This is a genomic window from Pseudoflavonifractor sp. An184, from assembly GCF_002160305.1.
Taxonomy (GTDB): Bacteria; Bacillota; Clostridia; order Oscillospirales; family Oscillospiraceae; genus Lawsonibacter; species Lawsonibacter pullicola.
The window spans coordinates 1-22,446 of record NZ_NFKI01000047.1 but is presented as its reverse complement, the minus strand read 5'-3'; the positions used below and the strand labels follow the sequence as shown (position 1 = coordinate 22,446).

The 22,446-nt window shown below is 64.5% G+C and carries 19 protein-coding genes; 13 read left to right on the top strand and 6 right to left on the bottom strand.

Features of this window, described 5'->3' with window-relative positions; genetic code table 11:
• Positions 1-386 precede the first annotated feature (386 nt).
• The 5 genes from treP (at position 387) to B5F19_RS13110 (ending at position 8,347) form a co-directional block, all read left to right on the top strand.
• Positions 387-2,348 carry a PTS system trehalose-specific EIIBC component gene (gene treP / locus B5F19_RS13130; protein WP_087291200.1) on the top strand — a complete coding sequence of 654 codons (1,962 nt, stop codon included), beginning with the start codon at positions 387-389 and terminating at the stop codon, positions 2,346-2,348.
• A gap of 15 nt (positions 2,349-2,363) precedes the next feature.
• The gene (gene treC, locus B5F19_RS13125; protein WP_087291198.1) at positions 2,364-4,013 is read left to right on the top strand and encodes an alpha,alpha-phosphotrehalase; all 1,650 of its coding nucleotides are present in this window, start codon (positions 2,364-2,366) and stop codon (positions 4,011-4,013) included.
• Positions 4,014-4,062: 49 nt separating this feature from the next.
• Positions 4,063-4,320, top strand: a complete 258-nt coding sequence (locus B5F19_RS13120; RefSeq protein ID WP_087291196.1) for an HPr family phosphocarrier protein — start codon at positions 4,063-4,065, stop codon at positions 4,318-4,320.
• A gap of 84 nt (positions 4,321-4,404) precedes the next feature.
• Positions 4,405-6,036, top strand: coding sequence for a phosphoenolpyruvate--protein phosphotransferase (gene ptsP / locus B5F19_RS13115; RefSeq protein WP_087291202.1), 1,632 nt, complete (start codon positions 4,405-4,407; stop codon positions 6,034-6,036).
• Positions 6,037-6,136: 100 nt separating this feature from the next.
• Complete coding sequence (locus tag B5F19_RS13110; protein ID WP_087291194.1) at positions 6,137-8,347, top strand: helicase-related protein; 2,211 nt, start codon at positions 6,137-6,139, stop codon at positions 8,345-8,347.
• 203 nt (positions 8,348-8,550) lie between these two features.
• Here B5F19_RS13110 and B5F19_RS13105 read toward each other — a convergent pair whose 3' ends face one another.
• Positions 8,551-9,384: an RNA methyltransferase gene (locus B5F19_RS13105; protein WP_087291192.1), complete on the bottom strand. Its 834-nt coding sequence runs from the start codon at positions 9,382-9,384 to the stop codon at positions 8,551-8,553.
• Between the two features lie 175 nt (positions 9,385-9,559).
• Between B5F19_RS13105 and B5F19_RS13100 the strand changes: the two genes are divergently transcribed.
• The 4 genes from B5F19_RS13100 (at position 9,560) to B5F19_RS13080 (ending at position 14,934) form a co-directional block, all read left to right on the top strand.
• Positions 9,560-10,504 (top strand): DMT family transporter, encoded by a 945-nt coding sequence (locus tag B5F19_RS13100; RefSeq protein WP_087291190.1) that lies wholly within the window; start codon positions 9,560-9,562, stop codon positions 10,502-10,504.
• Positions 10,505-10,535: 31 nt separating this feature from the next.
• Positions 10,536-10,919: a thioesterase family protein gene (locus B5F19_RS13095; RefSeq protein ID WP_087291188.1), complete on the top strand. Its 384-nt coding sequence runs from the start codon at positions 10,536-10,538 to the stop codon at positions 10,917-10,919.
• A 431-nt stretch (positions 10,920-11,350) separates the two neighbouring features.
• Positions 11,351-13,876 carry a UvrD-helicase domain-containing protein gene (locus tag B5F19_RS13085; protein ID WP_087291184.1) on the top strand — a complete coding sequence of 842 codons (2,526 nt, stop codon included), beginning with the start codon at positions 11,351-11,353 and terminating at the stop codon, positions 13,874-13,876.
• A gap of 323 nt (positions 13,877-14,199) precedes the next feature.
• Positions 14,200-14,934, top strand: coding sequence for a class I SAM-dependent methyltransferase (locus B5F19_RS13080; protein WP_087291182.1), 735 nt, complete (start codon positions 14,200-14,202; stop codon positions 14,932-14,934).
• A gap of 71 nt (positions 14,935-15,005) precedes the next feature.
• Here the strand turns inward: B5F19_RS13080 and B5F19_RS13075 are convergent, their stop codons facing one another.
• The 3 genes from B5F19_RS13075 to B5F19_RS13065 form a co-directional block, all read right to left on the bottom strand.
• Positions 15,006-15,626, bottom strand: a complete 621-nt coding sequence (locus B5F19_RS13075; RefSeq protein ID WP_087291180.1) for a TatD family nuclease-associated radical SAM protein — start codon at positions 15,624-15,626, stop codon at positions 15,006-15,008.
• 78 nt (positions 15,627-15,704) lie between these two features.
• Entirely contained in the window at positions 15,705-16,472 is a 768-nt protein-coding gene (locus B5F19_RS13070) for a TatD family hydrolase (RefSeq protein WP_087291178.1), read from the bottom strand.
• Positions 16,473-16,611: 139 nt separating this feature from the next.
• Positions 16,612-17,841 carry an S-layer homology domain-containing protein gene (locus B5F19_RS13065; protein WP_087291176.1) on the bottom strand — a complete coding sequence of 410 codons (1,230 nt, stop codon included), beginning with the start codon at positions 17,839-17,841 and terminating at the stop codon, positions 16,612-16,614.
• A 273-nt stretch (positions 17,842-18,114) separates the two neighbouring features.
• Here B5F19_RS13065 and bioB point away from each other — a divergent pair, with 273 nt between their 5' ends.
• Together bioB and B5F19_RS13055 are read left to right on the top strand one after the other, a co-directional pair.
• Positions 18,115-19,065 (top strand): biotin synthase BioB, encoded by a 951-nt coding sequence (gene bioB, locus B5F19_RS13060; protein WP_087291174.1) that lies wholly within the window; start codon positions 18,115-18,117, stop codon positions 19,063-19,065.
• Between the two features lie 35 nt (positions 19,066-19,100).
• Positions 19,101-19,673, top strand: a complete 573-nt coding sequence (locus tag B5F19_RS13055) for a biotin transporter BioY (RefSeq protein ID WP_087291172.1) — start codon at positions 19,101-19,103, stop codon at positions 19,671-19,673.
• A 63-nt stretch (positions 19,674-19,736) separates the two neighbouring features.
• Here B5F19_RS13055 and B5F19_RS13050 read toward each other — a convergent pair whose 3' ends face one another.
• Together B5F19_RS13050 and B5F19_RS13045 are read right to left on the bottom strand one after the other, a co-directional pair.
• Entirely contained in the window at positions 19,737-20,036 is a 300-nt protein-coding gene (locus B5F19_RS13050; protein ID WP_087291170.1) for a Dabb family protein, read from the bottom strand.
• 62 nt (positions 20,037-20,098) lie between these two features.
• Positions 20,099-20,902, bottom strand: a complete 804-nt coding sequence (locus tag B5F19_RS13045; protein WP_087291168.1) for a hypothetical protein — start codon at positions 20,900-20,902, stop codon at positions 20,099-20,101.
• Between the two features lie 141 nt (positions 20,903-21,043).
• On the opposite strand from B5F19_RS13045, the gene B5F19_RS13040 reads away from it, so the two are divergent.
• Complete coding sequence (locus B5F19_RS13040) at positions 21,044-21,550, top strand: YqeG family HAD IIIA-type phosphatase (protein ID WP_242972814.1); 507 nt, start codon at positions 21,044-21,046, stop codon at positions 21,548-21,550.
• Positions 21,547-22,407 (top strand): TIM barrel protein, encoded by an 861-nt coding sequence (locus tag B5F19_RS13035; RefSeq protein ID WP_087291164.1) that lies wholly within the window; start codon positions 21,547-21,549, stop codon positions 22,405-22,407. Before B5F19_RS13040 ends, B5F19_RS13035 begins: the two co-directional genes overlap by 4 nt.
• Positions 22,408-22,446 lie beyond the last annotated feature (39 nt).

The window sequence follows — 22,446 nt, the reverse complement described above, 5'->3', positions numbered from 1 at the left end:
CGGCCAAGGCCGCCATCGCGAAGCTGGGCGGCTGAAAGCCGTCCAGTTCGGCCTCTTGCGAGGGGAAGCGAGCCGCGCCGAACGGCGCGTCCAAGCAAAATTTCCGGCTCAATAAAACCGGAAAACTGGTGCAGAACCGTTCTGCACCAGTTTTTTTGTGCCATAAGGCGTTCCAGAGTTGGGACTCCTGCCCACGTTACGCGCGGCCGTCACCGGTAAAGACAAGCGGCTGAGTGAATTTGAATAAAAACAAATTCCAGTTTGAAAATGGCGCATTGACTTGTTTAAACGAGCATACTATGATTTGTGGTGCACAGAGACGGGATTTCTCTAAAAAACGGGGGAAACCTAAGATAAACATTGGAGCAACAGGAGGGAAGGCGCCCATGGCAAAGTATCAGGCAGATGTACAGACGCTTCTGCGGGCCATTGGAGGCAGGGAAAATATCCAGGCGGTGTCCCACTGCATGACCCGGATGCGGTTTGTGCTGGCGGACCCGGCCAAGGCGGACCCGGCGGCCATCGAGGCCATCCCGGCGGTAAAGGGGACCTTTACCCAGGCCGGACAGTTTCAGGTCATCATCGGCAACGATGTGGCCATCTTCTACAATGAGTTTACCGCCTGCGCGGGTATCGAGGGGGTCAGCAAGGATGCGGTGAAGGCGGCCGCCCAGACGAACCAGTCTCTGCTTCAGCGGATCATGGGTACCCTGGGCGAGATCTTTGCCCCTATCATCCCCGCCCTCATCTGCGGCGGCCTGATCCTGGGCTTCCGCAACATCATCGGTGAGATCAATTTCCTGGGCGGCGGCACCCAGAGCCTGGCGGATGTGTCCCAGTTCTGGGCCGGTATGTACAGCTTCCTGTGGCTCATCGGCGAGGCGGTGTTCCACATGCTGCCCGTGGGCATCGTGTGGTCCATCACCAAGAAGATGGGCACCACCCAGATCCTGGGCATCATCCTGGGCCTGACCCTGGTGTCCCCCCAGCTGCTCAACGGCTTCTCGGTGGCTACCACCGCCGTGGAGGACATCCCCGTGTGGGACTTCGGCTTTGTCCAGATCCAGATGATCGGCTATCAGGGCCAGGTCATCGCCGCCATGCTGGCCGGCTTTGTGCTGGTGTACCTGGAGAAGTTCTTTAAAAAGATCTGCCCCGAAGTGGTGAGCATGATCGTGGTGCCCTTCTGTTCCCTGGTGCCGGCGGTCCTGGTGGCCCACACCATCGTGGGTCCCATCGGATGGCAGATCGGCGACGCCATCGCCTCGGTGGTGTATGCCGGTCTCACCTCCAATGTGCGCTGGCTGTTTGCGGCCCTCTTCGGACTGCTGTACGCCCCCATTGTCATGACCGGCCTGCACCACATGACCAACGCCATCGACTCCCAGCTGGTGAACCTGTACGGCGGCACCAACCTGTGGCCCATGATCGCCCTGTCCAACATCGCCCAGGGCTCCGCCGTGCTGGCTATGAGCGTGCTCCAAAAGAAGAATGAGCGGGCCCAGCAGGTGAACATCCCCGCCTGCATCTCCTGTTACCTGGGGGTCACCGAGCCCGCCCTCTTCGGCGTCAACCTGAAATACGGGTTCCCCCTGGTGTGCGGCATGATCGGCTCCGCCTGCGGGGCGGTCATCTCCATCGGCACCGGCGTGGAGGCCTACTCCATCGGTGTGGGCGGCTTGCCCGGGATTCTGTCCATCAAGCCCCAGTTCTGGCTGAACTTCCTCATCGCCATGCTGGCAGCCGTCGCGGCGCCCTTTGTCCTGACCATCCTGGTGGGCAGCCGGAAGCTGTCCGCCGCCGACCGGGGACTGAGTGCGGCCGCCGTGGAGCCCGCGGCCCCCTCCGTCGCCCCCGACGCAGAGGAACAGCCCCAGGCGGAGCCCCCCGCCGCTGGGGCGGAGGGCGTCACCGCCCCTCTGTCCGGCCGGGTCATTCCCATGGAGGAGATCCCCGATCAGGTGTTCTCCCAGGGTATCCTGGGGGAGGGGGTGGGCATTGAGCCCACCGGCAATGTGGTAGTGGCCCCCGCCGACGCCACCGTGTGCTCTGTCATGGAGGACAGCCGCCACGCGGTGGGGCTCACCCTGGACAACGGGGCGGAGCTGCTCATCCACGTGGGCATCGACACGGTGTCTATGAACGGCGACGGCTTTCAGCTCCACGTGAAGGAGGGGGACCGGGTACACTTGGGCGACAAGCTGATCACCTTCGATCCGGAGAAGATCAAAGCCGCCGGCCACCCCACCACCACCGCTTTCCTGGTCACCGACCCCGGCGACCTCACCCCCACCTTTGAGACCAATGTGGATGCCCAGGCGGGCCGGACCGTGGTCATCCGCTTCTAAGAGGAGGCTGTTCCCATGCAGGATTTTAAGAAGAGCGCCGTCTATCAGATCTACCCCAAGTCCTTCCTGGACACCAACGGGGACGGTCTGGGAGAATTGAAGGGCGTCACCGCCAAGCTGGACTATCTGAAGAAGCTGGGGGTGGACTATCTCTGGCTGACCCCCTTCTTTGTGTCCCCCCAGAACGACAACGGCTATGATGTGGCTGACTACCGGAACATCGATCCCCGGTACGGCACCATGGCCGACTTTGAGGAGCTCTCCCGGGAAGCGGAGAAGCGGGGCATCGGCCTGATGCTGGACATGGTGTTCAACCACACCTCCACCCAGCACGAGTGGTTCCAAAAAGCCCTGGCCGGGGACCCCAAATACAAGGACTACTATATCTGGAAGAAGGGCAGGCCCGATGGCGCCCCGCCCACCAACTGGGAGAGCAAATTCGGCGGCAGTGCCTGGGAATACGTCCCCCAGTTTGATGAATACTATCTCCATCTCTTTGACAAGACCCAGGCTGACCTGAACTGGGACAACCCGGAGGTCCGGAGAGAGGTCCAGGATGTGGTCCGCTTCTGGATGGGCAAGGGGGTCAGGGGGTTCCGCTTCGACGTCATCAACCTGATCAGCAAGGGTTCCTTTGAGGACGACCGCCAGGGGGACGGCCGCCGGTTCTACACCGACGGGCCCAAGATCCACCAGTACCTGAAAGAGCTCAACCAGGCCACCTTCGGCCGGGACCCGGGGATCATCACGGTGGGAGAGATGTCCTCCACCTCCATGGAGAACTGCTTCCGGTACGCCGGGGCGGACAGCCACGAGCTCTCCATGGTGTTCTCCTTCCACCACCTGAAGGTGGACTTCATGGGCAACGAGAAGTGGGTGCTGGTGCCCACGGATTTCCAGAAGCTCAAGGACATCCTCTTCTCCTGGCAGCAGGGGATGGCGGAGCACAACGCCTGGAACGCGGTGTTCTGGTGCAATCACGATCAGCCCCGGGTGGTCTCCCGCTTCGGGGACGAGGGGGAGTACTGGGAGCAGTCGGCCAAGATGCTGGCGGGGGTCATCCACTGCCTGCGGGGCACCCCCTATCTCTACCAGGGGGAGGAGATCGGCATGACCAACGCCGGATTTACCGATCTGTCCCAATACCGGGACGTGGAAAGTTTGAATCACTTCCGGATTTTGAGGGACAAGGGCATGAGCCAGGAGAGCGCCTATAACATTCTGAAGGTCCACTCCCGGGACAACGCCCGCACCCCCATGCAGTGGGACGGCAGCGAGAACGCCGGCTTTACCAGCGGCACGCCCTGGATCAGCGTCAACCCCAACTACAAGGCAATCAACGCCGCCGCCCAGGTGGACGACCCGGACTCCATCTTCTCCTACTACAAGACCCTGGTCCAGCTGCGCAAGGAGTACGACGTGATCTCCCAGGGGGACTTCGCCCCCCTGGACCCGGAGAACCCATCGGTGCTGGCCTACCGGCGCAGCTGGGAGGGGACGGAGCTGCTGTGCGTCAGCAACTTCTACCGAAAGCCCTGTACCTGGAAATGCCCGGTGGACCTGGAGGGATACCAGGTTCTGCTGGCCAACTACCCCGACTCCAAGCCTGAGCCGGAGATGGAGCTGCGGCCCTACGAATCCATGTTATTACTCCGCCGTAACTAAAGGCGGGTCATCCCGGAAACGGATACAAAGAAAAGGAGTGCATACAATCATGAAACAGTTCCAGTACACCATTACCGATCCCGTGGGTATCCACGCCCGCCCCGCCGGCCTGCTGGTGAAGGCGGCCAAAGCCTTCCAGAGCTCCATCACCGTGGAGAAAGACGGCAAGACCGCCGCCGCCACCAAGCTCATGGCCCTGATGGGCATGGGAATCAAGCAGGGAAATACGGTGACCGTCACCGTGGAGGGGGCCGATGAGAAGGAGGCCGCCGCCGCCATGGAGAAGTTTTTCCAGGAGAATCTGTGAGAGAGGCCCACATAAAAGAGAGCGCCCTGCGGAGACTAAAATCCGCAGGGCGCTTTTGCCGCCCAGGAAAGGATGTGGACGGATGTGAAGGCTGCCGCAGGGAAATCCATATGGGATGGAATTGCCATCGGCCGGCTCCGCTGGTTTCAGAAACGGGAGGTCCAAGCCCGGTCCACCTCCGGTCTTGCCCCGGAGGAGGAGCTGGAGCGGTTTGAGCAGGCCCGCGCCAGGGCCCAGGTTCAGCTGAGGTCTCTCTATGAGAGCGCCGTAGGGGAGGTGGGGGAGGACAACGCCGCCATCTTTGAGATCCACCAGATGATGCTGGAGGACGAGGACTTTCTGGACGCGGTGAGAAGCGTCATCCGCACCCAGAGGGGCACCGCCGAGCATGCGGTGCAGGTGACGGGGGAGAACTTTGCCGCCGCCTTTGCGGCCATGGAGGACACCTACATGCAGGCCCGGGCGGCGGATGTGCGGGACGTGGCCCACCGGCTCCAGGCTATTCTGGCGGGAGCGGAGGAGAAGCCGGACTGGGATGAGCCCTTCATCCTGATGGCGGACGACCTGTCCCCCAGCGAGACGGTGCAGCTGGACAAGCGGAAGCTGCGGGGGTTTGTCACCCGGGGCGGCTCCACCAACAGCCACACCGCCATTCTGGCCCGAACCATGGGCATTCCCGCCCTGGTGGGGGTGGAGGCGGACCCGGCCTGGGACGGCCGAATGGCGGTGCTGGACGGCTATAACCAGTGCCTGTATGTGGACCCGGCGCCCAGTCTCCTGACCGCCATGGAGGTCAGAAGGCGGGCCGACGCCGAGCAGGCATCCCTCCTTCAGGGCCTGAAAAAGAAGCCCAATGTAACCCTGGACGGCACCGAGATCCAGGTGTTCGCCAACATCGGCAGCGACGCCGACGTGGGCCTGGCCCTCCAGAACGACGCTCAGGGCATCGGGCTGTTCCGCAGCGAGTTCCTCTATCTGAACAGCGGCCACTCCCCCACGGAGGAGGAGCAGCTTGCCATCTACCGCCGGGTGGTGGAGACCATGGCGGGGAAAAAGGTGGTCATCCGCACCCTGGACATCGGGGCGGACAAGAAGGCGGATTACTTCGGTCTGGAGAGGGAGGAGAACCCCGCCCTGGGCTACCGGGCCATCCGCATCTGCCTGACCCGGAAAGACCTGTTCAAAACGCAGCTGAGGGCCATCCTCCGGGCCAGCGCCTACGGGACGGTGGCCGTCATGTTTCCCATGATCATCTCCGTGCGGGAGGTGCGGGACGCCAAGGAGCTGCTGGAGGACTGCCGCAGAGAGCTGACCGGCCAGGGCTGTCCTATGGGCCGTGTGGAGGTGGGGATCATGGTGGAGACCCCCGCCGCCGTAATGATCGCCGACGAGCTGGCCCGGGAGGTGGACTTCTTCTCCCTGGGCACCAACGATCTGGCCCAGTACACCCTGGCCATCGACCGGCAGAACCCCAGGCTTGACCCCTTCTACGATCCCCACCACCCGGCGGTGCTGCGGATGGTGCGCATGGCGGCGGAGGCGGGCCACCGCCACGGCTGCTGGGTGGGGGTCTGCGGAGAGTTGGGGGCCGACCTGGCCCTCACCGAGCTCTTTCTCCGGATGGGGGTGGACGAGCTGTCCGTGTCCCCCTCCGCCATCCTGCCCCTGCGCCGGCGCATCCGGGGGCTGGACCTGCGGCTGCCGCCCAATTCATAGAGCGGCCGGAGGGGAGGCGCGATCCGCGGTTGAAGATTTTGCCCGCTTCGGCTATACTGGACAGGAGAGCGACTGCACAGGAGAGAGAGGAGAATGCACCGTGTCGGGACGCAGCCGAGGAAAATACTGGACCGCCTCCCTGCTGAAGCGGCGGGGGTGGACCAATGGGCTGATCCGGGAGCTGCTGCCGGAGCCCCGCTATCTGCCCTTTGACGGGCGCTTCGTCCGGGCCTGGAGCAAGGAGGACGTAAGCCGGGCGGAGAGCACCCCCCAGTTTGCCCAGGGAAGAAACCGCCGGCGCTCCGGTGGGGAGCGCCAGCCCCGGGATGTGGAGGCGGTATGCGGGGCGCTGCGGCGGGCCTGGGAGGCGGCGGAGCCGGACGGCGGGACAGCCTGGCGGCTGGCGGAGCACTACCACCGGGGAATCCTGGACCGGCTCCCCGCCGGGACGAAGGGGCGGGGAGTGCGCACCTCCCAGGCGGCGGCCTGGCTGGGGGAGTTTCTGGCCCTGGAGCAGCGGTGCGACAGCAGGCGCCTGCCAGAGATTTTGAAGCACTTCCTCCAGGCGGGGAGCTGGCTGGGGGAGCACCCGGACCACCCGCTTGCCGGGCAGGTCTACGCCCGCTATCCCAATGTGCTGCGGGCTGCCTCCGGGCAGGCGCTGGCAGACTTCACGGATCAGCAGCCCGAGGCCGATGTGGAGCGGTTTCTCCAGGCGGAGGGCTTCCCGGCCGGGCAGCTGCTGCTGGAGGGGCTGGGGGCCGTCTGGTCGGTGTGGTATGTGCCAAAGGCCATCCGCACCAGCCTGTCCCTGCTCATCGCCCTGAACCCCAAGGACGAGTACCCGGAGGCCCGGGCCATGCGCCGCCGCTTTGTCCTCCACCTGGGGGGCACCAACACGGGCAAGACCTACGCCGGATTCCAGCGGCTTATCCGGGCCGGGACGGGGATCTATCTGGCCCCCCTGCGGCTGCTGGCCCTGGAGGCCCAGGAGACCCTGCTGGACGCCGGGGTGGACTGCAGCCTGTCCACCGGGGAGGAGGAGGACCTCCGGGAGGGGGACACCCATATGGCCGCCACGGCGGAGAAGCTGTCCCTGGAGCGGCGCTATGACGTGGCGGTCATCGACGAGTGCCAGATGATCGCCGACCCCCAGCGGGGGTACGCCTGGACCCGGGCCATCCTGGGCGTGCTGGCCCCGGAGGTCCACCTGTGCGCCGCCCCGGAGGCCAAACACCTGCTCATCCGCCTCATTGAGAGCTGCGGGGATACCTATGAGGTGCAGGAGCACCAGCGGAGCACCCCTCTGATATGCATGACCCACCCCATCGACTACCAGCGGGTGCAGCCCGGGGACGCCCTCATCACCTTCTCCAAGGTGGGGGTGCTCAGTGTGGCGGAGGACCTGCGCCAGAGCGGCAAGGAGCCCGCCATCATCTACGGGGCCCTGCCCTACGCCACCCGCCGCAGGCAGATGGAGGGCTTCCTGGAGGGAAGGATGAAGTATATCGTGTCCACCGACGCCATCGGCATGGGGCTGAACCTGCCCATCCGGCGGGTCATCTTCATGGATACGGAAAAGTTCGACGGGGTGGAGCGCCGCCCCCTGAAGCCGGAGGAGATCCGGCAGATCGCAGGCAGGGCGGGCCGGTACGGCATGTATTCCAAGGGGTATGTGGGAGCCACCCAGAACCTGGAGCTGATCCGGGCCGGGCTGGAGGCGGTGGTGCCGCCCCTCCAGTACGCGGTGGTGGGCTTCTCCGACCTGGTGCTTCAGGTGGACTTCGACCTGCTGGAGGTCCTGACCCAGTGGAACCAGATGCCCACGGTGGAGCCCTACCGCAAGCTGGACATCGCCCGGTACATCGCCATCATCTCCAAGATGCGGGAGATGGGGTTCCTGCTCTCCAAGGAGCAGGAGCTGCGGGCGGCCAACATCCCCTTTGACGAGACGGAGGAGGCCCTGCGGGAGCTGTTCTTCCAGTTCCTGAACCGCTGGCAGCGGGGGGAGCCCATTGAGCAGCCGGGCCAGCCGGAGGGGGAGGTCACCCTGCCGGAGCTGGAGCTGTACTACCGGAAGCTGGACCTCTACTTCTCCTTTGCCAAGGCCTTCGACTGCCCTGTGGACGAGGACAAGCTCTACGACAGCCGGGAGCGGGTGGCAGACGAGATCAACGAGATCCTGCTCCACCGGCTGAGAAACAACATCCGCTTCTGCGCCCGCTGCGGGAAGGCCCTGCCCCTCCACCACCGGGGGCGGCTGTGCGACGAGTGTTTCCGCCATGAGCGCAAAAATCCGGCGCGGAGATGAACTCCGCGCCGGATTTCAGCTTGGCGAAGACTTCTGTGAAACAGAGTGCGTGTAAGTTTTGGCGGGGGAACTCAAGGGGGCGGCCGCCCGCCTCGAATGAAATCAAATGCCCCGGAAGTCTTGCTGTGCAAGACGTCCGGAGAGCGAAGCGAGAACGTTTGCGCCGCACAGCGGCGCAAACGTAATGACATTTTATGGGCAGATTAACCCTCCCCGGAGGTCCGGGGCCGGAGCTGCCAGAAGGCCACCGCCGCGGCGGCGGCCACATTCAGGGAGTCCACCTGGTGGAACATGGGGATACGCACCGTGTAGTCGCACCCGGCGATGGTCTCCTGGGAGAGGCCGTCCCCCTCGGAGCCCAGCAGGAGGGCCAGCTTGTCCGCACGGGCCAGCGCGGGTTCCTCGATGGAGACGGAGCGGTGATCCAGGGCCAGAGCCGCCGTCTGAAACCCCAGTTCCTTCAGCCGGGAGAGGCCGGGGGTGGGCCACGCCCCGTCGATCCAGGTCCAGGGGATCTGGAACACCGTCCCCATGCTCACCCGGATGGAGCGCCGGTAAAACGGGTCGCAGCAGGAGGGGGCCGCCAGCACGGCATCCATCCCCAGGGCGGCGGCGCAGCGGAAGATGGCCCCCACGTTGCTGGAGTCGGTGATGTGCTCCAGCACCGCGATCCGCCGGGCGTTTCGGCACAGGTCCTCCATGGCGGGGAGGGCCGGGCGGCGCATGGCGCACAGCATCCCCCGGGTGAGGGCATAGCCGGTGAGCTGGGCGAGCACCTCCCGGTCAGCGGTATAGACGGGCACGTCCCCGCACCGGTCCTGGAACTGCTCGGCAAAGGTGGGGAGCTGCCTCCGCTCCATGAGGAAGGAGACAGGCCGGCAGCCGGCGTTCAGAGCGCAGGCGATGACCTTGGCGCTCTCGGCGATGAGGATGCCCTGCTCCGGGTCCCGGCGGCTGCGCAGCTGGGCGTGGGTGAGCTGGGTATAGGGCCGCAGCTCCGGTGCGCGGATGTCTGTGATCTCAAAAATATGGGCCATACTGCGCCTCCTGACCATCCTCTGGGGAAGGGAATGTTTTTTTCAGTATACCAGAGTTTTCCCCATCCGTCGACCCCCGGACAGGGAGGGAGCCGGGCAGCGGCGTTTCTTCCTTTACAGCGCCCGCCCTTTCGTGGTACACTGAACTGAAAGCTCTGAGATGAGGAGGGCGGACATGGAAGAGAAACTGTCCCTGGGACACCTGGCGGCGCTGTTCACCGTGGTGAACTGGGGGACCACTTTTATCGCCACCAAGCTGCTGCTGGAGGCATTTACCCCCATTGAAATCCTGTTGTTTCGGTTTGTGCTGGGCTTTTTGGTCCTGTGGCTGGTGTGCCCCCGGCGGCTGAAGGTGGGGGACTGGCACAGGGAGGCGGTCTTTGCCGCCGCCGGTCTGACGGGGGTGTGCCTCTACTATCTGCTGGAAAACATCGCCCTCACCTTCAGCACGGCCTCCAATGTGGGGGTGATCGTGTCCGCCTCGCCCCTGTTTGTCGCCCTCTTCACCCTGCTTCTCAGCCGGGGGAAGGAGCGGCCCCGCTGGAGCTTCCTTCTGGGCTTTGTGGTGTCCATGGCGGGGATCTGCCTCATCAGCTTCAATGGCAGCCAGCTCTCCCTGGACCCCCGGGGGGACCTTCTGGCGGTGCTGGCCGCCGTGGTGTGGGCGGTCTACTCCCTGCTCACCAAGCGGATCGGCGGCTACGGCTGGAACGTGATCCAGACCACCCGGCGGATCTTCGGCTGGGGCATCCTCTTTATGATCCCCGCCGCCGCGGTTATGGACTTCCGCCTGGGGCTGGAGCGCCTGAGCGAGCCCAGCTATGTGGGGATGTTCCTCTACCTGGGGCTGGGGGCCTGCGCCGCCTGCTTTGTCACCTGGAATTTTGCCATCAAGACCCTGGGGCCCATCAAGACCATGGTGTACATCTATCTGGTGCCGGTGATCACGGTGGTCTGCTCCGTCCTGATCCTCCACGAGGTGGTCACCCCCATGTCCGCCGGAGGCACCCTGCTGACCCTGGTGGGGCTGGCCCTGTCCCAGTGGGATTCACTGAAGCAGCTGCGCGACCGCGGGGGACAGGAGGCATCGAGGGAAGAAGACCTGGAAGCAAAACCATAATATGGGATGAAATCATAAGGAGGAACGGAACATGGAAAAGCCCACCGAGTACAGTCTGACCTGGGAGGTCACCGACGAGATGACCGCCAAGCGCATCGGCAGCGCCGGGTCCAAGATCCTGTCCACCCCCAACATGGTGGCCCTCATGGAGGCGGCCGCCCTGGAGCTGGCCAAGGCCTATCTGGACGAGGGGATGACCACCGTGGGGGCGGAGATCCACTGCCGCCACCTGGCCCCCACCCCCGTGGGCATGAAGGTGACCGCCACCGCCCGCCTGCGGAGCATCGAGCGGAGAAAGATGTGGTTCGACATCGAGGTGCACGACGAGAAGGGCAAGTGCGGCGAGGGCTCCCACCTGCGCATCATGGTGGCTCCCAAGGGAATCCAGGAAAAGGCCCAGGGAAAACAAGAGTAACAAGCACCCCCGCCCGCAGTCAGCGGGCGGGGGATGTCTTTCTCTGCGGCTTCGGGGGGATGAATTTTCTTTAGTCCTCGTACATGCGAAGATCTTTTGCAAATACCGTAAAATAGAGCGGCTGGTCATCTTCCCGCCACAGCAGGGCGTGGTACTCGTTTCCGCCCTGAGCGGGGTGGATCTCCTCATACAGCCAGACGGCGCCCTCTCCTTGGTGAGAAATTTCATGGGGAAGGCCCTCCTTTCTATGAATCAGAGATAGGACATACTGGCCTTTTATTATACAGGGCGGCCCCGCCGGCTGCAAGGGGGCGAAACTTCGGTTGACCGGGCGGGCCCTTTGCGATACAATAAAAGGCACGTTTGGATATGAGCCGTCCGCCCCGCCAGGGCGGGCGGGGAGATTTTAGAGAGAACAGGAACGAGAGACTATGCTCAACCATCAAGAAGAACTTCGCTTTTGCAAGGCCCGCCGGGGGGCCATCGCCCGGGAGTTTTCCCAATTAAACCCGGAACAGCAGAAGGCGGTGCTGGCCACCGAGGGCCCCCTCCTCCTTCTGGCCGGGGCGGGGAGCGGCAAGACCACCGTGCTCATCAACCGAATCGCCAATCTGATGAAGTACGGCCGGGGATCGGACAGCGAGGAGGTGCCCGAGTGGGTGACCTCCGACGACCTGGCCTTTCTGGAGGACTACGCCGCCGGGAAGATCGCCCCCGCTCCGGAGGACAAGGCGCGCCAGGAGCGGCTGTGCCGCCTGGAGCCCGCCGCCCCCTGGACCATTCTGGCCATCACCTTCACCAACAAGGCCGCCGGGGAGCTGAAGGACCGCCTGGCCAAAATGCTGGGGCCGGAGGCGGAGGACGTGTGGGCCTCCACCTTCCACTCCGCCTGCGTGCGCATCCTGCGCCGGGACATCGACCGGCTGGGCTTCGCCTCCTCCTTCACCATCTACGACACCGACGACTCCATCCGGGTCATCAAGGACTGCCTGAAGGACCTGAACCTGGACGACAAGCAGTTCCCGCCCCGGACCGTGCTGGGGTACATCTCCCGGGCCAAGGACGCCATGAAGCTGGCGGAGGAATATCTGGCCGAGTGCGAGAAGTCCGGGGACTACCGCCTGGCCAAGATCGCCAAAATTTACGTGGAGTACCAGCGCCGCCTGTGGGAGGCCAGCGCCCTGGACTTTGACGACATCATCCTCCACACCGTGCGGCTCCTCCAGCAGTTCGAGGAGGTTCGGAGCTTTTACCAGCGGAAGTTCCGGTATGTGCTCATCGACGAGTACCAGGACACCAACAACCTCCAGTACCTGCTGGCCTCCACCCTGGCCGGGGGCTATGAGAACTTCTGCGTGGTGGGCGACGACGACCAATCCATCTACCGCTTCCGGGGGGCCACCATTGAGAACATCCTCTCCTTTGAGAAGCAGTACCCCGCCTGCCGCACCATCCGCCTGGAGGAGAACTACCGCTCCACCAAGCACATCCTGGAGGCATCCAACGCGGTCATCCGCAACAACCAGGGCCGCAAGGGCAAGGAGCTGTGGACGAAAGCGGGGGAGGGGGAGAAGCTCCACCTGTACACCGCCATGAACGAGAGCGACGAGGCCCAGTATGTGGCCGCCCGCATTTTGGAGGATTACAGCCAGGGCATCCCCTGGAAGGACCACGCCGTCCTCTACCGGATGAACGCCCAGTCCAACCAGATGGAGCAGGCATTCAAGCGCAACGGGGTCCCCTACCGGATCATCGGGGGCACCCGCTTCTTCGACCGGGCGGAGGTCAAGGACATGATCGCCTATCTGGCCGTTCTCAACAACCCGGGGGACGACCTGCGCCTCACCCGGATCATCAACAATCCGCCCCGGGGCATCGGCCTGAAGACGGTGGAGACCGCCCAGGAGTTAGCCCGGCGGGAAAATACCTCCTTGTACGCCGTCATCGACCACGCCCGGCAGTACCCGGAGCTGGAGCGTTCGGCGGGAAAGCTGGCGGTGTTCACCAGCCTGATAGGCGAGCTGCGGGAGCTGCTGGGGAAACTGCCCCTGGACCAGTTCTATGAGGAGCTGATTGTCCGAACCGGCTACGGCACCATGCTGGAGACCAAGAACACCGTGGAGGACCGCACCCGCCTGGAGAACGTGCGGGAGCTGCTGACCTCCATCCGGGGCTATCTGGAGAACGCCGGGGACGAGCCCTCCCTGGCCGGCTTCCTGGATGAGATCGCCCTGTACACCGACCTGGACAGCCACGACCCGGACCAGGACTGCGTGGTGATGATGACCATGCACTCGGCCAAGGGCCTGGAGTTCCCGGTAGTCTTTGTGGTGGGAGCCGAGGAGGGCATCTTCCCGGGCATCCGGGCCATCGGGGAGCAGGACGAGATGGAGGAGGAGCGGCGGCTCTGCTATGTGGCCATGACTCGGGCCAAGGAGAAGCTCTACCTCACCTGCGCCAACCAGCGCATGCTCTTCGGCCGCACCAGTTCCAACCGGCCCTCCCGCTTTTTGGAGGAGATCCCCCCGGAGCACCTGGAGCGGTCCGGCCGGAATTTCCTGGACCAGACCACCGACTGGGGGGGCGTCCCCAGCCGCACCTCCGGATACGGGGGCTACGGGCAGCGGGGGAGCTACGGGGGCGGCCGGAGCCCCTTTGACCAGCGGCCCCAGTATGAGAGCCGCCCTTCCGGCGGAGACTACGGCGGCTTTGCCCGGGCCATGTCCGGCGGTGGAAAGGCCAGGCCCAAGGCCTCCGGTGCCTCCGCGGCGCCCAGCGCTGCTCCCGCGGACTTCCACAAAGGGGACATGGTCCAGCACAAGGCCTTCGGCAAGGGGATGATTCTGTCCATCCAGAAGATGGGGGGAGACGCCCTGGTGGAGATCGCCTTTGACAACGTGGGTACCAAGCGGCTGATGATGAAGTCGGCGGCGGCGCATATGACGAAGATTTCCTAAAGGGAGTTTCGCCGCCCATCCTTCTACAGCCTTCCCCCTGGGGGGAAGGTGGCTGGCCGTTAGGTCAGACGGACGAGGGGGCGATGGTCGGGCCGGTCTGGGACCGGCCCCTACGAAAAAGAAGGGACCGCTTCCGGATTTGCCGTAGGGGCGGGTCCAAGACCCGCCCGTCAGGGATTCCAATATGCCCTTGTAAAACCGTAGGGGCGGCACACCGGGCCGCCCGCGTTCCGTTTTCTTCAAGAAAACGCTGTAAAGGGAAAAGCCTTGTCGATCTGCCGGGAACCTCCACCGGCCCGGGAGAACCAGAAAAGAGGGATACCATGAAAGAGAACCCCTATAACAATCCGATCTTTTTCCAAAAATACAGCCAGATGCTTCGCTCCACCCAGGGTCTGGAGGGAGCGGGGGAGTGGCGGGAGCTGCAAAAGCTCCTGCCGGATTTTTCCGGGAAGCGGGTGCTGGACCTGGGCTGCGGCTACGGCTGGCACTGCGGCTACGCTGCCGGGCACGGGGCGGCCTATGTCCTGGGGACTGACCTGTCGGAGAGAATGCTGGAGACGGCCCGGATCAAAAACAGCGCCCCGGCCATCCAGTACCGCCGCTCCGCCATGGAGGACCTGGCCTTCCCGGAGGGCAGCTTTGACGTGGTGCTCAGCTCCCTGGCCCTCCACTATGTCCGGGATTTCGGGCCTCTGGTGGAGAACATTTTCCGGTGGTTGACCCCCGGCGGGGCCTTTGTCTTTTCGGCGGAGCACCCGGTGTTCACCGCCTACGGCTCCCAGGACTGGTACTACGGCCCCGGCGGGGAGATTCTTCACTTCCCGGTGGACAACTACTACTATGAGGGGGAGCGGGACGCGGTCTTTTTGGGGGAGCACGTGGTGAAGTACCACCGCACCCTCACCACCTATTTGAACACCCTGCTGAACTGCGGCTTCTGTCTCAAGAGTGTGGTGGAGCCCCAGCCCCCGGAGGATATGCTGGACCTGCCTGGCATGCGGGACGAGATGCGCCGGCCCATGATGCTGCTGGTTTCGGCGGAGAAGCCCCGCTGACCAAACAAGAAAACCACCCGTTCCCAGGCCAGAGGCTGGAGACGGGTGGTTTTTGCAGTTTTGAAACGCGCTCAGGAGTCGATGTAGCTGCGCACCCGCAGTTTGACCCCCAGGCTGTCCGCGATGCGGCGGCTCTCCTCGATCTCCTCGGGGGCGGTGCCCTTGTCCACCACGGTGAACACCACGTGGGGGACGTAGTCCTTGGCCTCCTTGGCGAAGTCCAGCATGGCCTGATAGGCGGCCTCCCCCTGGACCGGGTGGCACAGGGCCACATACTCGGCGGCGGTGTTGGCGTTGAGGGAGATGGACAGGGTGTCGATGCGCCCCTTTAGGTCGGGGACCACGTCCCGGCCCTGGATCAGATTGGCGTGGCCGTTGGTGTTGATACGCACCGGGGGCAGCTTGTCCCCAAAGCGCTCCTTCAGCTGGTCCACCAGCCACACAATGTCGTCGATGCGGTAGGTGGGCTCGCCGTAGCCGCAGAAGACGATCTCCCGGTAGGAGCACACGTCCCGGCTCAGGAAGCTGTCCAGGGCCTCCTGGCGGGTGGGCTCCCGCTCCAGCCACAGGGAGTCCTCCGTGTAGATGGAGCCCTCCTTCTTCCCGTGGCGCAGGCAGAACTCGCAGTTGCAGTTGCAGCGGTTGGTGAGGTTCACATACAGCGCGCCCTCATATTCATAGGTGATGGTCATAGCCGTCACGCCTCCTTCAAGTGTTGATGGTTCTGTTGTATTGTAAGCGGCCTGCTGTTTTGCCGCCTGGGACAGCGTTCAGGGGATGCGGAAAAAGCGCTTCCCATTTTCCAGGGTGATGCGGGCCGCCTCATCGGGCTCCAGCCCCTTGATCTGAGCGATCTTCTCCGCCACCAGGTGGACGTGGCCGGAGTCGTTGCGCTTGCCACGAAAGGGCTCCGGGGTCAGATAGGGGGAGTCGGTCTCGATCATGATCCGGTCCATGGGCAGCCACTCAATGACCTCCAGGGCCTTACGGGCGTTTTTATAGGTGATGGTCCCGGTGAAGGAGATCATCCACCCCAGGCTGACCAGCACCTTGGCGTCCTCCAGACTGCCGGAGTAACAGTGGTACACCCCCCGGGCCTTGGGGTGAGCCCGGACTACCTCCAGACAGTCGTGGTGGGCCTCCCGGTCGTGGACGATGACGGGCAGGTCCAGCTCCTCCGCCAGCTCCAGCTGCTTGTGGAACACCTGCTGCTGGTGTTCCCGGGGCGGGTTTTCCTTCCAGTAGTAGTCCAGGCCGATCTCCCCAATGGCCTTTACCTTGGGGCGGGCGGCCAGGGACCGCAGTTCGTCCAGCCAGCTGTCCTCCCAGTCCCCGCAGTCGGAGGGGTGGACCCCCACGGCGGCGTAGACGAAGGGAAAGCGTTCAGACAGCTCCACGGCGGTGCGGGAGGACTCCAGGTCACAGCCCGGGTTGACGATCAGTTCCACACCCCGGGACGGCATGGAGGCCAGCAGTTCCAGCCGGTCGCCGTTAAAGGCGCCGGAGTCGTAGTGGGCGTGGGTATCGAATACATTCATAAGTGTTGCTGCTCCTTACAGGTGAAACTCGTTTTCTCTATCATACTCCCGCCGCGCCGGAATTGCAAGGCCGGAAGCCGAAGCAAAGAAAAGGGCCCCGTACCTAAATTACAGGTACGGGGCCGCGGTTAGATTTGAATTAAGGGAGGACCGACTCGCACAGGGTCTGGAGGACCGCGGCGAATTCCGCCCGGGTGACCGGATCGCCGGGGGAGAGGAGGAGAGAGCCGTCCTCTGCGGTGCGGCCGGCCAGCAGTCCCGCCGAGACGGCCCACTCCACGCCGGCCCGGGCCCAGGAGGCTACCTGACTGGCGTCATCATAGATGGAAAGATCGGCCCGGTTCTGGGTGTCCAGTCCGGCGTTCTGGGCGAAGCGGTACAGGGCCTCCGCCAGCTCCTGGCGGGCGGTGGTGCGGTCGGGGTTGAAGCTCCCGTTGCTGCCGTCCATGATGCCCGTCTCAGAGGCCCAGGAGACGGCGGCATAGCACCAGGAGTCGTCGGGCACGTCGCTGTAATGGCTGACGCCGCTGCCCGGCTGTCCGGCCACCTGATAGAGGATCTGGGCCAGCATGGCCCGGGTCAGGGTGCCGTCGGGGGAAAATTGGCTCCGGGTGGTGCCGGACAGATAGTTGTGGGAGACGGCATAATCCACCGCGCCGTAATACCAGGCGTCCGCCGGCACGTCCTGATAGTCGGCGGCGGAGGGGGCGGGCAGCTCCTCATAGAGACGCAGGTAGTAGCACAGCTCATACTCCGCATCGTCGGCGGAGGAGTAGTAAGTCACCGTCACCATATAGATGACCGACTCGGGCTCTGTGCTGGAGGCGCTGAGCCCGGGCAGGTAGCTGGTGCTGCCGCTGGTGGTGCGGTCCTGAATGGCGGCGGTTCCCCGGCGCAGCAGGTCATCGGCGGAGATGGTATAGGTCCGTCCGGGGGTCAGGTCGGTGGAGACGCCGCTGCTGGCGGCGGCGAGGGAGCCGGAGGCGGTGAGTACGTCCCACACCGGGGTGTCCTGGCCGGTGAGCAGCTCATAGGCCCCGTCCCCGTTCAGGTCGGTGAGGTAGTCCACCGTCAAAGTCACCTGCTGTGCGTTGGGGGTCACATGGAGCTCAACGTCCTGGGTGACCCGGTTCACCGGTGTCGTAAAATCCAGAGTCTCTGTATATTGAAATGCCCCTGTGCTGTCCCGCTGATAGAGGGCCAGTTGGAGGGACTCCTCCGGAATGTCCGTCTCCTGGGCGGAGATCAGCACCTCCGCAAAGCCGCCGGAGGCGAGGGAATCGGCGGCGGAGGCAGGCAGTGCCAAAGTCAGGGCCAGCGCCAGGGCCGCGGCGGCGGAAAGACCGCGGTTCCATTGGTTCAGCAGCATATCGTTGCTCCTCCCGAGGGTAAAATTTCGCCTGGAGCCCAACGAAAAGGCAGCGGCGGGGCGTGCGGGCGCTGCCGCACGAAAAAATCCTATCACAGATTTTGGAATGTACTTTATTATACCGAAGAAAACGGCGAAATGCAAGAAATACAGCTCGAACTTTTGGGCGGGAACTTACTGGAGGATTGTAAACAATAGAAAAAAACAGTTGACAATCGAGATGGCAAAATGTATACTGACGAGGAAGAAAGGTTTACGAACGGAGGGGCGGCCATGGACTCATTGGCGGAACAGATCATCAGCGGGGCGCGCCTGGGGCGGCGGGACGACCTGGGCGCGCTGTTGGAGACAGACCTGGAGGAGCTGTGCCGGGCGGCGGATCAGGTGCGCCGGGCCCTGTGCGGGGACCGGGGAGAGCTGTGCACCATCGTCAACGGCCGCAGCGGCCGGTGCAGCGAGGACTGCCGGTTCTGCGCCCAGTCCTGCCACTACCACACCGGGGCGGAGGAGTACCCCTTTCTCCCCGTCCAGGAGATCGTGGAGGAGGGGAAGCGGAACGAGGCCGCGGGGGTCCACCGCTACTCCATCGTCACCGCGGGCCGGGGCCTTCACGGCCGGGAGCTGGATCACGCCCTGGAGGCCTACCGCCGTCTGGGGGAGGAGACCGGCCTTGCCCTGTGCGCCTCCCACGGGCTCCAGAGCGTCGAGGAGTTCCAGGCCATGCGAGAGGCCGGGGTGACCCGGTACCACGCTAACCTGGAGACCTCACGCCGGAATTTTCCCAACATCTGCACCACCCACACCTATGAGGACAAGCTGGAGAACATCCGCCGGGCCAAAAGCGCCGGGCTGGAGGTGTGCTCCGGCGGCATCCTGGGCATGGGGGAGACCTGGGAGGACCGCATCGACATGGCTCTGGACCTGTCGGAGCTGGGGGCGGTCTCCATCCCTCTGAACCTGCTCACCCCCATCCCCGGAACCCCGCTGGAGGAGGCCGAGCCCCTGACGGAGGGGGAGGTGTTCCGGTCGGTGGCCATCTTCCGCCTGCTGAATCCCACCGCCTGGATTCGTATGGCGGCGGGGCGGCGGCGCTTCGCCGGCGGAGGAAGGAAGCTGTTCCGGTGCGGGGCCAACGCGGCCATCACCGGGGACATGCTCACCACCACCGGGACCGGCATTGCCGGGGACCGGGCCATGTTTGCCCAGCTGGGCTATGAGATATGAAAACAGACGCCGCGACCCAAGAAAGGAGCGCTCCCATGAATCAAGAAGTGACCCACGCCGCCCGCCGGGGCAAGACCTACCGCATGGCCATGACCGCCCTGATGGCGGCGGTGACCTGCGTGCTGGCCCCCATGGCCATTCCCATCGGGCCGGTGCCCATCTCCTTTACCAATCTGGCCATCTACCTGTCCCTCTACCTGCTGGGGTGGAAGCGGGGGACGGTGAGCTATCTGGTCTATGTGCTCATCGGCGCGGTGGGCGTCCCGGTGTTTTCCGGTTTTACCGGGGGCCTGGGCAAGCTGGCCGGAGCCACCGGGGGCTACATCGTGGGCTTTATCCCCATGGCGGTGATTGCGGGGCTGGTGATCGACCAGTACCGGAACCGGGGGCTTCAGCTGGCGGGGATGATCGTGGGCACCGCCGTGTGCTACGCCTTCGGCACCGCCTGGTTCTGCTTCGTGATGGACAGCACCCCCATGGCCGCCTTGAGCCTGTGTGTGATTCCCTTTATTCCGGGGGATCTGGTGAAGATGCTCCTTGCCATGTGGGTTGGCCCCATGATCCGCCGCCGCCTGGTGCAGGCCGGGCTGTACCCGGAGCGCATGTGACGCACGACCGTAAACGAAAACCCTCCGCGCCGCCGGCACGGAGGGTTTTCATGTATATAGAGGTTACCCCTCGATGTCGCAGCACCGGCGGTCGCACAGGTACTTCTGGATCAGGGGGAGCACCGCCTGGTGCTCGGGGTGGTTCTGATAGAGGGGCAGATCGGAGGCCTGGGGCACCTCGGAGTAGAGGACGAAATCGCAGCTGCTGCTGTCCAGAGGGGGACAGAAAGCCTTCACCTCCAGGGCGAAGGGGATAAGTTCCTTCAGGGCGTTGACCCGGGCGGCCAGAAGGGCTCCGGCCTCCCGGCGCTCCTCCGGGGTGAGCTCGGGCTTGAAATTCCAAGAGACAATGTGACGGACCATAGGGGATTCCTCCTTAAAAATAAAACTGGGTGCCCCTATTGTATCCGCTTTTCCGCCTCCCGTCAACGGAGGACCCGGTTGGAGGCGGTGCGGCGCAGCCCCAGCTCCTCCGCCGCGTCGGCGATCTCCGGCCAGGCGGCCAGGACGGTGCGGATGTCCAGGCTGCGGGCCACCTGGAGCTTTTTGGCCAGGGTGGAGGCGTCGTCGTAGAGGACGAAGTGGGCCCCGCTCTCCCGGCTCATATAGGTGAAGTACCGGGCGCACAGCTCATGGGAGAAGAAGATGGAGGGCTGCCGCTGCTGGATGCGCTCCCGCAGCTCCTCCTGGGTGAGAGGGGTGCCGCTTCCGGTGGGGGAGGGGAGGAAAAAGTCCTCCGCCACCCGCTGGAGGGCCAGTACCACCCGGTCCCGGCCGAAGCGCTCCTGGGCCTCCCGCAGCCGCTGGACCAGAGTGCCCCCGGACAGGGCGGAGGAGATGCACACCTGGGCGTGGGGGGAGCAGTGCCCGTACTGCTCCGGGACCAGGAGGGTCCAGCTGCGGCGGAAGCACTGGTTTCCCAGCTCCTGGACCACCTGCTCCAGGGGTGGGATACGGCCGGATTCAAAGTCGCACACCACTCCGGTGAACCCCCGGGCCATGCACTCCCGTAAAACCTCCTGGCAGAAGGGCGGGGTGGGGCCCAGGCCGTCAAAGCTCCGGCAGTCCAGAAACATGAATCCGCCCCGGGGGGCGGCGCTTCCGCTGACCCGGAACAGGTGGGGGCCCTTGCCCATGCGGTAGGCCATGTGGACCGGCGTCACCGGGAGGTCCTGCATTTCCCGGAGGCGGTCGGGCGAGACGGTTACGAGGATGGATTCCATTGACATGACAGCTTCCCCCTTGTCCAAATTTTTCTCCCGTGCTATACTTGCAAGAGACAGGGAGCGGCAGCAGCCCGCTCCCGGGCTTGTCTCTCCCACTGTATGCGGGAGGGCGGCCCGTTAGAACAGACTAAGGAGGACACATCTGTGCCCATTTCACCCATTCCCCAGGGCGTGTACCCCTCGGTTACCGCCCTGGACCCCAAGGCCCTCCGGGCCAAGGGGATCACCCTGGTGCTGGCCGATCTGGACAACACCCTGGCCCCCTACAAGGTGCTGGAGCCCGACCCGGAGGTGGTGGCCTGGAAGGAGGCCCTGGAGCGGGAGGGCATCCAGCTCTTTATCCTGTCCAACAGCCGCAAGCCCGGCCGGGCCCAGAAGTACGCCGAGGCCCTGGGGGTCCCCTTCCAGGGGCACTCAGGCAAGCCGAAGAAGGCGGGCTACCTCCGGGCCATGGAGCGCATGGGCCGGGGACCCCGGGAGACTGTCATGGTGGGGGATCAGATCTTTACCGATATTTTAGGGGCCAACAACGCCGGGGTGGTCCCCCTGCTGGTGGAGCCCATCCGCCTGGCGGGCAACCCGGGCCGGTATCTCCGCTATGCCGTGGAAACCCCCTTCCGCCTCCTGGGGCGGGGAAGGAGGTTCTTATGAGCGCAAAGTTCGGCCCGGCGGGCAACTCGGAGAGCTTTTCCAACATCCACAAATCCTCCCTGGCCGCCCCCAAGTGGATCGCGGAGTTTGGCCTGGACTGCTATGAGTACCAGTGCGGCAAGGGGGTCCACGTGGGGGAGGAGACCTGCCGGAAGCTGGGGGAGAACGCCAGGGCGGCGGGGATCTCCCTGTCCCTCCACGCCCCCTACTTCATCAACCTGGCCAACCCTGACCCGGAGGCCGTCCAAAAGACCATCGGGTATGTCACCGCCGCCTGTCAGGCGGCCGCCTGGATGGGGGCGGAGCGGGTGGTGATCCACTCCGGGGCCCTGATGAAGCGGTCCCGGCGGGAGGCCCAGGAGATCGCCCTCAAAACCCTGCCCCAGGTGATCCGGGCCTGTGACGGCCAGGGGTTTGCCCACATCGCCCTGTGCCCGGAGACCATGGGCAAGATCAATCAGCTGGGGGACCTGGACGAGGTGCTGGAGCTGTGCACCCTGGACGAGCGGCTGCTCCCCTGCATCGACTTCGGCCACCTGTACGCCCGCTCCCTGGGGGCGGACGACGGCCCGGAGGTTTTTGAACGGATGCTGGACCGGGTGGAGGAGGTGCTGGGCCCGGACCGGGCCGGCCGCTTCCACAGCCACTTCTCCCACATCGAGTTCACCCCCAAGGGGGGCGAGAAGTGCCACCGCACCTTCGCCGACGACGGGGGCTTCGGGCCCGACTGGACGCCCCTGGCCCAAGAGATCGCCCGGCGGAACTGGTCGCCTACGTTCATCTGCGAAAGCGCGGGGACCCAGGCGGAGGATGCGCTGGAGATGAAGAAAATTTATCAAGGATTTTTACCGGAGTAGTAACCGGGCGCTTTCGCAGGGGGCCCCATCGCAGATGGG

Bases quoted from the DNA above. Each gene is read 5' to 3' on its own strand.
- treP (WP_087291200.1), top strand. From the start codon at position 387: ATGGCAAAGTATCAGGCAGATGTACAGACGCTTCTGCGGGCCATTGGA.
- treC (WP_087291198.1), top strand. From the start codon at position 2,364: ATGCAGGATTTTAAGAAGAGCGCCGTCTATCAGATCTACCCCAAGTCC.
- B5F19_RS13120 (WP_087291196.1), top strand. From the start codon at position 4,063: ATGAAACAGTTCCAGTACACCATTACCGATCCCGTGGGTATCCACGCC.
- B5F19_RS13105 (WP_087291192.1), bottom strand. From the start codon at position 9,384: ATGGCCCATATTTTTGAGATCACAGACATCCGCGCACCGGAGCTGCGG.
- B5F19_RS13100 (WP_087291190.1), top strand. From the start codon at position 9,560: ATGGAAGAGAAACTGTCCCTGGGACACCTGGCGGCGCTGTTCACCGTG.
- B5F19_RS13095 (WP_087291188.1), top strand. From the start codon at position 10,536: ATGGAAAAGCCCACCGAGTACAGTCTGACCTGGGAGGTCACCGACGAG.
- B5F19_RS13085 (WP_087291184.1), top strand. From the start codon at position 11,351: ATGCTCAACCATCAAGAAGAACTTCGCTTTTGCAAGGCCCGCCGGGGG.
- B5F19_RS13080 (WP_087291182.1), top strand. From the start codon at position 14,200: ATGAAAGAGAACCCCTATAACAATCCGATCTTTTTCCAAAAATACAGC.
- B5F19_RS13075 (WP_087291180.1), bottom strand. From the start codon at position 15,626: ATGACCATCACCTATGAATATGAGGGCGCGCTGTATGTGAACCTCACC.
- B5F19_RS13070 (WP_087291178.1), bottom strand. From the start codon at position 16,472: ATGAATGTATTCGATACCCACGCCCACTACGACTCCGGCGCCTTTAAC.
- B5F19_RS13065 (WP_087291176.1), bottom strand. From the start codon at position 17,841: ATGCTGCTGAACCAATGGAACCGCGGTCTTTCCGCCGCCGCGGCCCTG.
- bioB (WP_087291174.1), top strand. From the start codon at position 18,115: ATGGACTCATTGGCGGAACAGATCATCAGCGGGGCGCGCCTGGGGCGG.
- B5F19_RS13055 (WP_087291172.1), top strand. From the start codon at position 19,101: ATGAATCAAGAAGTGACCCACGCCGCCCGCCGGGGCAAGACCTACCGC.
- B5F19_RS13050 (WP_087291170.1), bottom strand. From the start codon at position 20,036: ATGGTCCGTCACATTGTCTCTTGGAATTTCAAGCCCGAGCTCACCCCG.
- B5F19_RS13045 (WP_087291168.1), bottom strand. From the start codon at position 20,902: ATGTCAATGGAATCCATCCTCGTAACCGTCTCGCCCGACCGCCTCCGG.
- B5F19_RS13035 (WP_087291164.1), top strand. From the start codon at position 21,547: ATGAGCGCAAAGTTCGGCCCGGCGGGCAACTCGGAGAGCTTTTCCAAC.